11 protein-coding genes are annotated in these 11,138 nt (G+C 42.9%); 7 read left to right on the top strand and 4 right to left on the bottom strand.

What is annotated here, in order from left to right; genetic code table 11:
- Nucleotides 1–197: 197 nt before the first annotated feature.
- Nucleotides 198–1,103 (bottom strand): glycoside hydrolase family 16 protein, encoded by a 906-nt coding sequence (locus tag PQ469_RS03445; protein ID WP_274211740.1) that lies wholly within the window; start codon nucleotides 1,101–1,103, stop codon nucleotides 198–200.
- 166 nt (nucleotides 1,104–1,269) lie between these two features.
- Here PQ469_RS03445 and PQ469_RS03440 point away from each other — a divergent pair, with 166 nt between their 5' ends.
- From PQ469_RS03440 to PQ469_RS03430, 3 genes are all read left to right on the top strand, one after another.
- Nucleotides 1,270–2,757 (top strand): M1 family aminopeptidase, encoded by a 1,488-nt coding sequence (locus tag PQ469_RS03440; RefSeq protein ID WP_274211739.1) that lies wholly within the window; start codon nucleotides 1,270–1,272, stop codon nucleotides 2,755–2,757.
- Complete coding sequence (locus PQ469_RS03435; protein WP_274211738.1) at nucleotides 2,747–4,012, top strand: aminotransferase class V-fold PLP-dependent enzyme; 1,266 nt, start codon at nucleotides 2,747–2,749, stop codon at nucleotides 4,010–4,012. Before PQ469_RS03440 ends, PQ469_RS03435 begins: the two co-directional genes overlap by 11 nt.
- Nucleotides 4,013–4,223: 211 nt before the next feature.
- Complete coding sequence (locus PQ469_RS03430; protein ID WP_274211737.1) at nucleotides 4,224–4,433, top strand: hypothetical protein; 210 nt, start codon at nucleotides 4,224–4,226, stop codon at nucleotides 4,431–4,433.
- Between the two features lie 221 nt (nucleotides 4,434–4,654).
- Here PQ469_RS03430 and PQ469_RS03425 read toward each other — a convergent pair whose 3' ends face one another.
- The 3 genes from PQ469_RS03425 to PQ469_RS03415 form a co-directional block, all read right to left on the bottom strand.
- Nucleotides 4,655–4,786: a hypothetical protein gene (locus PQ469_RS03425; RefSeq protein ID WP_274211736.1), complete on the bottom strand. Its 132-nt coding sequence runs from the start codon at nucleotides 4,784–4,786 to the stop codon at nucleotides 4,655–4,657.
- 108 nt (nucleotides 4,787–4,894) lie between these two features.
- Nucleotides 4,895–5,740, bottom strand: a complete 846-nt coding sequence (locus tag PQ469_RS03420; RefSeq protein WP_274211735.1) for a universal stress protein — start codon at nucleotides 5,738–5,740, stop codon at nucleotides 4,895–4,897.
- Nucleotides 5,737–5,904, bottom strand: coding sequence for a hypothetical protein (locus tag PQ469_RS03415; protein ID WP_274211734.1), 168 nt, complete (start codon nucleotides 5,902–5,904; stop codon nucleotides 5,737–5,739). The genes PQ469_RS03420 and PQ469_RS03415 overlap by 4 nt, the downstream gene beginning before the upstream one ends.
- A gap of 258 nt (nucleotides 5,905–6,162) precedes the next feature.
- Here PQ469_RS03415 and PQ469_RS03410 point away from each other — a divergent pair, with 258 nt between their 5' ends.
- The 4 genes from PQ469_RS03410 (at nucleotide 6,163) to PQ469_RS03395 (ending at nucleotide 11,023) form a co-directional block, all read left to right on the top strand.
- Nucleotides 6,163–7,878: a GMC oxidoreductase gene (locus PQ469_RS03410; RefSeq protein ID WP_274211733.1), complete on the top strand. Its 1,716-nt coding sequence runs from the start codon at nucleotides 6,163–6,165 to the stop codon at nucleotides 7,876–7,878.
- A gap of 401 nt (nucleotides 7,879–8,279) precedes the next feature.
- Nucleotides 8,280–9,575, top strand: a complete 1,296-nt coding sequence (locus tag PQ469_RS03405) for a site-specific integrase (RefSeq protein ID WP_274211732.1) — start codon at nucleotides 8,280–8,282, stop codon at nucleotides 9,573–9,575.
- 12 nt (nucleotides 9,576–9,587) lie between these two features.
- Nucleotides 9,588–10,628, top strand: coding sequence for a PDDEXK nuclease domain-containing protein (locus PQ469_RS03400; RefSeq protein WP_274211731.1), 1,041 nt, complete (start codon nucleotides 9,588–9,590; stop codon nucleotides 10,626–10,628).
- A gap of 62 nt (nucleotides 10,629–10,690) precedes the next feature.
- The gene (locus PQ469_RS03395; protein ID WP_274211730.1) at nucleotides 10,691–11,023 is read left to right on the top strand and encodes a hypothetical protein; all 333 of its coding nucleotides are present in this window, start codon (nucleotides 10,691–10,693) and stop codon (nucleotides 11,021–11,023) included.
- The last annotated feature ends 115 nt before the right edge of the window (nucleotides 11,024–11,138 follow it).

Genomic DNA, 11,138 nt, shown 5'->3' with positions numbered 1-11,138 from the left:
TGTCAAAAATAAAACCACCCGTTTGGTTTGTACACACCAGCATAACCTATCGCAACCATTGCGGCCCCGATAGCCATGTATCAACCCAATTAAAATGCAGACTGTGGTTTTATAATTATTTACACAATAATACGTGTTGAAACGGTGAAACCGTCATGAACTGTCTTGTATATTGATAAAGCTGGTTATCCGGCTTTTTATTTTTGATACACGCGCACATAATCAACCTCAAACCGCTTTGGAAAAGTGGTTGCCGATGGTTCGCCGCCGTTATCGCCGCCAATGGCCAGGTTTAGGAGGATGTAATGCGGCTGCTTAAACGGATTAAAGTTGCTGCCGTCCTGGTTAACCAGGTTTTTTAAAGCCACATGGTTAAGTAATATGTCATCAACATACAGGCTAATAGATGTTTCGTCCCAATCCATTCGCCAGGTATGAAAGCGCTGGTTCCAGCCGGGCTCAAATTCATCGAGTTTTTTGATATTGCTGTACCATTTGGCCTGGTAGGGTACATCGGTGCCACAAGCTATGTTGGCCAACAGTTTATCCTGGTAAAATTCCATAATGTCAATTTCGCCGTTTGATGGCCAGGGCTTGTTAAGGCCTAAGGTCCAGAAAGCCGGCCATAAGCCGGCATCGGTATTTATCCGGCCGCGCATAATCAGCCGGCCATATTGCCAGCTTTGCAGGCCACCGGTATTCATACAGGCCGATGTATATTCAATAAACGGTCGGCTGGTCTGCCAGTCGGTACTGTTAGGCACATACGCAGGGTTGGGCAGGTGCACCTTTTTAGCTTCTATTACCAGCAACCCGTTGTGGCAGGTGGCATTGCCGGCCTGGTACCATTGGTCTTCATGGTTGCGTACAAAACCCTGCTCAAACTTCCAGTTGGCGGGGTTTGGCGCCCCCTCGTTATTAAATTCATCGGCCCAAACCTGCTTATACCCGCCAACGGTATCAGGCTGAATTTGCTGGCCTTGTGCTATTAAAGGTACCAGGAATGCTAAGCTTAACACCATCCGTTTCATCGCAACAAAAAGAACACTTGCTTTATGGTAATGCTTAGTGGTAAAAAGCGTTGTATTCGGGGCTATTTCCATCGTATTATTTTTATTGTTCAATATCGGGTTTTATATCTGTAAGCTCCTAATTTATGGGCAGCCAATGAGGACGGGGTTGTTTACGACTCCCCCCTACCTCTCCAATGAGCTGTGATTTTAATGCGGTGCAAATTTTATATATTGTAGCCAGATATTGAAACAGCCCATGACCCGATTGCTACCGGTAATTTATCTTCTTTGCAGCGCTCCCCTTTTTTTAAAAGCACAAAATAAAAACACTGCACCGCCATTAGCCTATCATCTTGGCTGGGACGGAAAATCGGCCATACTGCAGGTAAGCCTCGACTATATGCCCGCAAACAAAGATAGCACCGTATTTATTTACGGCGACCTCAATTTTGGCGGCCAAAAGGAGATTTTTAACGTGCTGCAAAACATAAACACTAAAGACAAAATAAAGCTTACACCACGCGAAAGGAAAATAACGGTTTACCATACCGGCGCGGGGCCAACTAAAATAAGCTACACCATTAACGGCCAATTGGTTGGCAACCCCAAACGGGCAACAGTTGATGAATTGTTTCGCCCGCTGATAACGCCCAATATATTATACCTGGTGCCCCAGTTTTTTATGATAAACCCGGTGGGGCATCCGGCCAGCGAGGCAAGTATCCAATGGGATACATTTCCGGCGGGTTTACCTTATTTTATGTCGACCGCGGCCGGCGCCGGCCCGGCTGTTAAACAAACCATTACGCTTAAACAGGAGCAGGACGTATTGATGCTGATGGGCGCCAACCTGGTTATTAACACCTACAAAGTACACGGCATCCCCTATTATTCCATTACATCAAAAAGCGATACCATTAACAACTTAAAAGCCGAGCTTAAACCCTTTTTCGAGCTCTATTTTCCGGGGCTGCGCGATTTTTGGAAGGACAACGAAGCGCCTTACTATTACATCAGCGTGCTGCCGCTTTTATCAATTGACAAGCCATGGGCTACCGGGTACAGCCAAAAGCATGGCTTTGTTATGCGTTATTCGGGAAAATTTGACGACGATAAAAAGCGGGTGCTGGCCCATGAAACCTCGCATTCATGGATTGGCAATAACATGCAAATTGGCAACGATGAATTTGACAACCAATGGTTTGGCGAAGGGTTTAATGATTACGTGACAATGATTAACCTGGTAAAATCGGGCATACAGGATAAGGCCGCCTTTTTGGGCTATGTGAATAAAAACAATTTGCACGACCATTATAGCAGCCAGGTAAAAAACGCGCCAAATGACTCCATCGCTGCCAAATTCTGGATTGATAAAAACTACCAGACCCTGCCTTATAAAAGAGGTTTCATTTATGCCTTTTACTTCGATAACCAAATCCGGCTGGCCTCGGGCGGCAAACTTTCTATCAGGGATTTCCTGCTGACTTTATTTAAAAGAAACCGGCAGATTCATGCCGCAAACCCGGCCGCCAATTTAACTTTGGACGATTATATTGCCGCGGCATCAAAATTCATCCCCAAAAAGCAGGTACGTAACGAAATACAAACCTACCTGATTAAAGGCAAACCGCTCGACTTTAAAACCATCCGGCTGATTGATGGCTTTAAGATGAATTACCACGATAGCATACCGGTGTTATCAATAGGCAAAACAATCAATTTAAAAAAAATCTATGCCCAATAATTACAGCCCATCGCGCAGGAGCCTGCTTTCTATTTTGGGCGTGCTACCCTTTGCACCGGGATTATTAAACAGTTTGGCCAAAAACCAGGCTGACGAGCCAGGCACCGGGTTAGTAAACGACAACCCACTCCCCGCCAGGGATCAGTTTGCAATTAAAGGAACATTTTTAAACGCTGCTTATACCCACCCTATGAGCATTGGCAGTGCCAAAAACATCAAAAGCTACCTTGATTTAAGGTTGGCAAACGGAAAAGCAACAGATACGATTGACCAGGACAGAAACACCGCCCGCACCTTATTTGCCCGCCTGATAAATGCCGATGCCGACGAAATTTCATGGGTGCCCAGTACCATGGCTGGCGAAAACCTGGTGGTAAATGGCCTTGGCTTACCAGGAACAGCTGCCAGGATAGTTACCGATGCTTACCATTTTGATGGTTCGTTGTACTTATACTCGGAAATGGCCAGGCAGGGTGCAGATGTAAAAATGGTTATGCCCAAAAACAATAAAATTGAACTGGCCGATATGGATGCCGCCATAACACCGGGTACAAAATTGGTAGCCGTTTCGCTGGTATCGATGATTAACGGCTTCCAGCACGATTTGAAGGCGCTTTGCGATATAGCCCATGCCAGGGGAGCCCTGGTGTACGCGGATATTATACAGGCAGCAGGCGCGGTGCCTATAGATGTGCATGCCATTGGTGTTGATTTTTGTGCGTGCGCCACCTACAAATGGCTAATGGGCGATTTTGGCGCAGGTTTTTTATATGTGCGAAAAGACAGACTACCGTTAATTAAACGCAGCCAGTTTGGCTACCGCCAGCTAAAAGATATGCAATCGCACGTTTTCCCTTTTGATACTGCCGGAAATGCCCCGTTTGAATTTGTGCAGGGCGACAAAACCCGCAATTATTTTGAAGTGGGTACACTGGGCAATGCCGCCGTGCCGGCGCTTATATACTCCCTAAACTACCTGCTGCAAACCGGCGTGGATAACATACAAAAGTACCGCCAGCCCCTGCTTGATAAACTGCAACAGGAATTGCCTAAGCTGGGCTACCAACCCATGACGCCAACTGAATCAACATCGCCGATAGTAAGCTTTGCCCTGCAAGGTGCCGAAAAAAAACTGCACCAAAAACTGGCTGCGGCCGGTATTAACATACAGCTTTATGAAAACCGGTTCCGGGTATCGCCGTCGGTATACAATACCATGGGCGATATTGAGCACCTGGTTCGCGTACTTTCCTGATTTAGGCGAACTGTGCTTATTGGCTACCGGCACCAATGGTTATGGTTGCTTATTGGCCATAACAAACGCTGCTATTGCATATCGCTGAATTATGTAACCAAAAAATTGGCCAAAAGCTTCATTATTGGTGATCAACATCAAGGGGAATAATGATACTAATCATCCATTGAACGCCTTAAATTCAATTACTTTACTTGTAAAAATCCAGACGATGACCATCAAAAGAAATGGGGATATGCCGCTGCCCACAGAAGCGCCCGCAGTACAACCACAACCCGAAGTAAAACCTCCGGTTGAGCCCACACCACCACCCACTCCGGCGGAGGACCCATATGCTCAACCCGAAGAAAGGCCACAGGAAATATCGCCTTATGATTTACCGCCTCCGGGTGACGGCTTTTTCCCGGAAATTTTTGATTGAGGGAACCCGTCCCGTCAAGTTAAACTGGCAATGTCCTGGAAAAAAATATATCACTAATAAAGGTGCGCATTGCGCAACAGGGCATGTTCCTGATCTTTGTTCTTTTTCCTGCCTGGTTCGGCCTTGTTTTTATTTTCCTGCTGCTCAAAAGGGAATGGTGGCTATAAAGATTTTACGGCCCGTCGCCGTTATCGTCCGGCTTTGTCGCCCAGGTATACCTGTTAAAAAACCTGGTTCCGAAAAATAAAATGGAACACCATAAATAGGATAATCATGACCACCGCTACCAGGATCAGGAAGGGATACGGATTAATTTTCCCGTCGGCTCTTCTTATCTTTACTAACCTTTTCATAGCCGGTAATTCGTCATTCCTTGTTTTAAATTATTCATTTTTGAATAAATGCGCCTTTTCGTCAGTTATTAAAATGATCGGAGTAAATCCGTCGTCATGCTGCCGGGCTTATTTAAAACCGGGTGGGAAAACCAGCACCGCCAGTCGCTGATCAGCGATCATCGCCCGGGACTCGCTATGGCCGAACATCCTGGCAATGAAAGAATGTTCTCCATGAGACATGGCTAACAGGCTGGCACCGTTTTCCTCGCAGTAATGCTGTAACCCCTTGTGTACATCTGTTTCCTGCACCTGGTTGTAGCTGAGCTCATGGCGAACCAGGTAATTTCGAAAGGCAACCTCGGCACCGATCCCGGTTACTACTTCATTACGAGGGATGATATGAACAATATCCAGGTAGAAACCCAGCCGCACTGCCAGATTATGCAGAAAGCTTACTGCCGGTATATCAGATGTTCCAAAATCGGTGGCAAAAACAACCTTTTCCGGCACGTTTACAATTGCATTCATGGGGATGATAAGTACCGGTTTCCGGGCCTTCCGGATAACAGCAGCGGTGTTGCTGCCAGTGATCAGATGTTCCAGTGCGCCCCCGGATCTGCCTCCCATAATCACCATTTCAATGTCCGGTTCTTCGGTAAGGTCCCCGATGACGTCGCCAAGGCTGCCCTCACCGTTTCTTTCTTCAATGTACAGGCAATGGCCCATTACCATTACCGAAACCTCTCTTAATTTGTCAGCCTCCTGGATCAGGCGTTCTTTGCTATCCTCAAAGAGCATGTTGGCCGTTTCGGCCACATACGGGCCGCCGCTATCGCCGGGTATCAACGGAATATAAGGCAAGGTATGGTATAAACAGATGCCAGCATCCATCTTGGCGGCAATACGGAGCGCCGCCGCCGCCGCGTGCGAGGCATTGGCTGTAAAATCGGTGAGTACGAGTATTTTTTTCATTTACGTTTCTCTTTTAATGCGTGCCATAGTTTAAGCGCTTCGCTTTGCAATTTTCGCATGCGTTCCATACAACGGGCCTGCTCATCTTTTTCAGAAAGCGGAATCTCCGTTTCCAGCGGACGCCGGCCGCCGGCAGAAGGGCCCGGGTTATTCCTGTTAATCATAACCTTTGTATTTGATACCTTCAAAAGTATTTAAAGAGCTGGCATTAAAGAATGATAAATAGCACCCAAATAATTGATGTTAAACACATTAACCAGGCATAAACTGCAGGCGATATAGAAAGCCAAATTCATTTGCTTTAACGTTTAGGAGGATAAAGTAAAATGGGAAACAGGAGGCAGCGCAAATCTACATCGGCAAAAACGGTGTTCCATTTTATGCATTCCGTTATTATCTTGCATTGACAAACTTAAGTCACCATGGCGAACGTAAATTTTAATGAACTTCCGAATAACGCTTTTGATGCAATTGTCATCGGTTCGGGCATCAGTGGCGGATGGGCTGCTAAAGAACTTTGTGAGCAGGGCCTCAAGACCCTTCTGCTGGAAAGAGGTAAAGACGTAGTACATATCAAAGATTACCCTACTGCAACCATGAACCCCTGGGATTTTCCGCATCGCGGACGTTTGCCACTTCAGATAAAAGAAAGTAACCCTATTGCAGAGCGTTGTTATGCTTTCAGCGAAGCAAGTGAGCATTTTTTTGTTAAAGATGCAGAACATCCCTATGTGCAAGATAAACCATTTGATTGGATACGGGGTTACCAGGTAGGTGGCAAATCATTATTATGGGCGCGTCAAACACAGCGCTGGAGCAAATTCGATTTTGAAGGTCCAGCCCGGGATGGGTTTGCTGTTGATTGGCCGATCCGTTATGAAGATATTGCTCCCTGGTATAGCCATGTTGAGCACTTTGTTGGTATAAGCGGGAATCATGATGGCCTCGAAACACTGCCTGATGGCGAGTTTCTGCCAGCCTGGACCATGAATGTGGTTGAGAAGGAGATACAAAAACGGATAATGTCTAATTACAGCGACCGGAATGTGATTATAGGTAGATGTGCTCATCTGACACAACCCAAAGAAATTCATTTACAACAAGGCAGAGGACAATGTCAGGCACGTAGCCTATGTGAGCGGGGTTGCCCGTTTGGAGGCTATTTTAGCTCTAATTCATCAACCATACCTTGGGCCAGTAAAACAGGAAAATTAACGCTCCGGCCAGATTCCATTGTTCATTCCATCATTTATGACGAAAGCAAGCAAAGAGCAATAGGTGTTCGCATAATTGATGCTCATACTAACAAGGCTGTGGAATATTTTTCTAAGATTATATTCGTGAATGCATCTACGTTGAATACTAACCTTATTTTACTCAATTCTACTTCTAAGCGTTTTCCTGACGGATTGGGGAATGACCACGGCCTGTTGGGTAAATATATTGCATTTCATAATTATAGGGGTTCGATGACGGCAAGTTTTGACGGCCCCATGGATAAGTATTATTACGGACGTAGGCCAACCGCAGTGATGATGCCAAATTTTCGAAATTTGTACAAGCAAGAAACAGATTTTTTAAGGGGTTATATGGTTTTTTATACGGCTACCCGTGCTGCTTGGGGACATAATACGGATGGACCAACAGTGGGGGCAGGGTTTAAAGAGGCAATAAGTGAGCCCGGGCAGTGGAACGTTTTTATGATGATGCAAGGCGAAACCATTCCTAAGGTTAACAATATGGTGCAATTGAGCAGCAATCTCAAAGATAAATGGGGCATACCGCTATTGCGAATTTCAGTTGGCTATGATGACAACGATGTGCGATTATTAAAAGATTTTTTAATACAAGGCGCGGAAATGTTGGATAAAGCGGGGTGCAAAAACATTATTACCGCCGACAGTGGGCAAAATCCAGGACTTGATATTCATGAAATCGGCGGGGTAAGAATGGGTAAAGACCCTAAAACATCAATGCTCAATAAGTGGAACCAGCTACATACCTGCAAGAACGTATATGTAACAGATGGTGCCTGTATGACTTCAACCGGTACACAAAATCCTTCGTTAACGTTTATGGCACTAACTGCCCGTGCGGCCAATCATGCGGCAGCAGCGTTACAACGCGGCGAAATATAGTTATTATTTAGGCCACCATGCCCGACGGAAAGCATAGTATTTGATAACCATACGAAATGTGAATTTTTCAAAAATTGTGCGAGAAAAAAAAAATCCCCACTCGCCAGAGTGGGGATAAATCATTGATTTTGTGGCTCCTGAGGCTGGGCTCGAACCAGCGACCCTCTGATTAACAGTCAGAAACATATCCTTTTCAATGTTTGCTTTTTTCTATTTACTTATTGATAATCAGTATTTTATTAATTTTGAACATTTCGATATTTGTCGATTTTTACCGTTATTTATGTCCAAAATATGCGAAAAGTATGCGAAAGTTTTTTACCAAAAAGTGCATTTTTAATATCATTATGCCTATTTTTGTACTGTGAAAATAAAAATAGTATGCGAAAAAACGTTGAAATATGGAAAAGATAACGAAGAAGGCGGTAATTTCATTATATCACGATACTAGAAAACCAAATGCGGATGGTTTATATCCAATAAGAATTCAGGTTTATTACGGTAAACAAAGGTATTTCCCAACCAATATTCGCCTGTCTAAAGAAGACTTTGAAGACTCCTATAAAACACAAAAACCAAAGGGAGATCGCCTTAAAGATTTAAAGATTGAGCTTAATTCAATTGAATCAAAAGCGAATGAAGTTGTTGACGAGTTAAAGATATTCACTTTTGAAAAATTCGAGAAACTATTGTTTGCGACAAAAATATCCTTAACCAATATCATTGATCATTACAATAATTACATAAAAGTTCTGGATAAAAATGACCAAACAGGCACTGCTTCCAGCTATTCATGCAGCATTAATTCTATTAAGGAATATATTAATTCCAGCCGAAAAAATCCGATTGAGGTTATTACGTTCGACATGATCACTCCGGATTTTCTTAATAAATATGAAAACTGGATGATTGCACAGGACAACAGCAAAACAACTGTTGGTATTTATTTGCGGGCGACCCGAAAGATCTTTAATCAAGCAATTGAAGATGGCTTAATTGATAAAGAAATCTATCCTTTCAAGAAGTACAAGATTCCAACAGGCAAAAACACAAAGAAGGCAATTGAGTCTCCCGATCTGAAAAAACTCTTTAACGCCGATACAAAAGGAAATATATTCCAAGAAAAAGCGAAAGCATTCTGGTTCTTTAGTTACCAGTGCAATGGTATGAACATCAGGGATATTTCTGAACTCAAGTTCAAGGACCTGCATGGCACTTACTTCTCCTTTCTAAGGCATAAAACTATACGTACTACTAAAGAGGATCCCAAACCGATTATCGTACCCATGACTGATTATGTCAAATGGGTAATAGAAAAATATGGAAATAAAAAGGGCAGGCCGAATGATTATGTATTCCCCATTTTCACTCCTGGCATGGATGCTAAAGAACGTCATCGAGTAAACCAGAACTTCGTTCGCTTTATCAATCAGCACATGAAAAAACTGGCCAATAGTGTTGGCATGGACATTAAAGGAACCATGGAGGCCCGACATTCTTTTACAACGCAGGTTACGAGGAAACAGGGAATGGAATTTGCTCAGGAAGCTTTGGGGCACACTACACTTAACACCACTCAAAATTATTTTGCTGGCTTTCAAAACGAAACCAAAAAAGAAATGGCAGATATGCTAATGAAATTTGAAGAGCCTAAAACAAAAGGAAGGCCAGCACGCCGTAAACAAGTTGCGGCTTAAATCCCGAAAAGTATGGATAATGATCAAAGTTATTTATCGCTATTAAGCAAGCTTAAAACTGATATAGCTGACGCACGGCTAAAAGTTGCCTTTACTGTTAATGAGCAGTTGCTCGAATTGTACTGGAAAATTGGTAACAATATCCAGAATCAAAGAAATAATGAGGGTTGGGGAACCAAAATTATAGACAAGCTTTCTAATGATCTTAAGCAATCTTTTCCAGATATGAAGGGGATCTCTCCACGTAACTTAAAGTACATGCAATCATTTGCAGAGGCATATCCCTTATTTTTGCAAGCACCACTTGCAAAATTAGAATCCACATCGTCAATTTTGCAAGTGCCACTTGCAAAATTGCCCTGGTACCATCACATCACTTTATTGGATAAAGTTAAGGACGGTAATGAAAGGCTATTTTATATCGAACAATCAGTCAAAAATGGATGGAGCCGGAATATGTTGGTTAACCAGGTTGAAAGCAATTTATATCTTAGAAAGGGTAAGGCAGTCACCAATTTTTCTACTACCCTTCCTCCGTCACAAAGTGATCTTGCAAAGGAAATTTTTAAAGATCCTTATAAATTCGACTTCTTAAACCTGGCCGATAATCATTTTGAAAAAGAGTTAGAAGATGGGCTTGTTGGCCATATGACCAAGTTTCTTCTGGAACTTGGAAATGGTTTTAGTTATGTTGGCAGACAATATCCACTGGAAATTGGCGGCGAAGATTTCTATATAGATCTTTTATTTTACCATTTAAGACTGCGTTGTTATATTGTAATAGAACTCAAAGCAGGGAAGTTCATACCGGAATTTGCTGGCAAATTGAACTTTTACTTAAATGCCGTAGATGGAATTTTAAAGCACCAGCATGACCAGCCGACTATCGGAATCTTAATTTGTAAGGAGAAAAACAAAATTGTGGCCGAATATGCACTTAAGGGTTTAGAGAAACCAATCGGAGTATCTGAGTATAATTTAACGAAAGCGATACCATCAAACTTAAAAGGTAGCCTGCCATCTATTGCTGAAATTGAAAAAAATCTTAAATAGTATATTGGCAACAAAGATTTTATCATTGAATATCATTAATAAACGGTTTATTATATTTGAAAATGAAACGAAACTTTCAAAAATTCCCTTATCTCAATGTTGAAATCGCACTGGAGCCGGTTGCTGCTTCAAAGGATTTTGCGGTTGTTTTAAAGAAGCACGTTTTGGATAATCAATCAGCCGCCTTTATCTTACAACGACTAATTGATAGCGGACGCAAAGCCGGTGTTCAAGTTTTTCTCACAGTTGAACATCCTGAAAGTGCCCTACCGGAAGCCCATCGTCTAACCAGTGCCATACTATCATTACCCTTACAAGACGATATATATTTTACACCACAAACCACCAATTATCAACCAAATAAGTTTTATAGTTTGTTCGGACTTGAGTTTTAATAATAATGTTCAAAGAACAAGCCTAAAACCTGTTTAATAGGGCAATCGCAGATTAGAAAATCCGCAAAAATGTAAAGTCCCAATCACTGATTGGGATTTTGGCAAGTTTTCGAAT

Origin of the sequence: Mucilaginibacter sp. KACC 22773, from assembly GCF_028736215.1 — a bacterium.
Classification (GTDB): domain Bacteria; phylum Bacteroidota; class Bacteroidia; order Sphingobacteriales; family Sphingobacteriaceae; genus Mucilaginibacter.
The sequence above is the reverse complement of the archived record's forward strand: the minus strand, read 5'-3'. Positions and strand labels throughout refer to the sequence as shown.

Excerpts from the sequence above, each read along its gene's own strand:
- PQ469_RS03445 (WP_274211740.1), bottom strand. The coding sequence starts at position 1,103 with ATGGAAATAGCCCCGAATACAACGCTTTTTACCACTAAGCATTACCAT.
- PQ469_RS03440 (WP_274211739.1), top strand. The coding sequence starts at position 1,270 with ATGACCCGATTGCTACCGGTAATTTATCTTCTTTGCAGCGCTCCCCTT.
- PQ469_RS03435 (WP_274211738.1), top strand. The coding sequence starts at position 2,747 with ATGCCCAATAATTACAGCCCATCGCGCAGGAGCCTGCTTTCTATTTTG.
- PQ469_RS03430 (WP_274211737.1), top strand. The coding sequence starts at position 4,224 with ATGACCATCAAAAGAAATGGGGATATGCCGCTGCCCACAGAAGCGCCC.
- PQ469_RS03425 (WP_274211736.1), bottom strand. The coding sequence starts at position 4,786 with ATGAAAAGGTTAGTAAAGATAAGAAGAGCCGACGGGAAAATTAATCCG.
- PQ469_RS03420 (WP_274211735.1), bottom strand. The coding sequence starts at position 5,740 with ATGAAAAAAATACTCGTACTCACCGATTTTACAGCCAATGCCTCGCAC.
- PQ469_RS03415 (WP_274211734.1), bottom strand. The coding sequence starts at position 5,904 with ATGATTAACAGGAATAACCCGGGCCCTTCTGCCGGCGGCCGGCGTCCG.
- PQ469_RS03410 (WP_274211733.1), top strand. The coding sequence starts at position 6,163 with ATGGCGAACGTAAATTTTAATGAACTTCCGAATAACGCTTTTGATGCA.
- PQ469_RS03405 (WP_274211732.1), top strand. The coding sequence starts at position 8,280 with ATGGAAAAGATAACGAAGAAGGCGGTAATTTCATTATATCACGATACT.
- PQ469_RS03400 (WP_274211731.1), top strand. The coding sequence starts at position 9,588 with ATGGATAATGATCAAAGTTATTTATCGCTATTAAGCAAGCTTAAAACT.
- PQ469_RS03395 (WP_274211730.1), top strand. The coding sequence starts at position 10,691 with ATGAAACGAAACTTTCAAAAATTCCCTTATCTCAATGTTGAAATCGCA.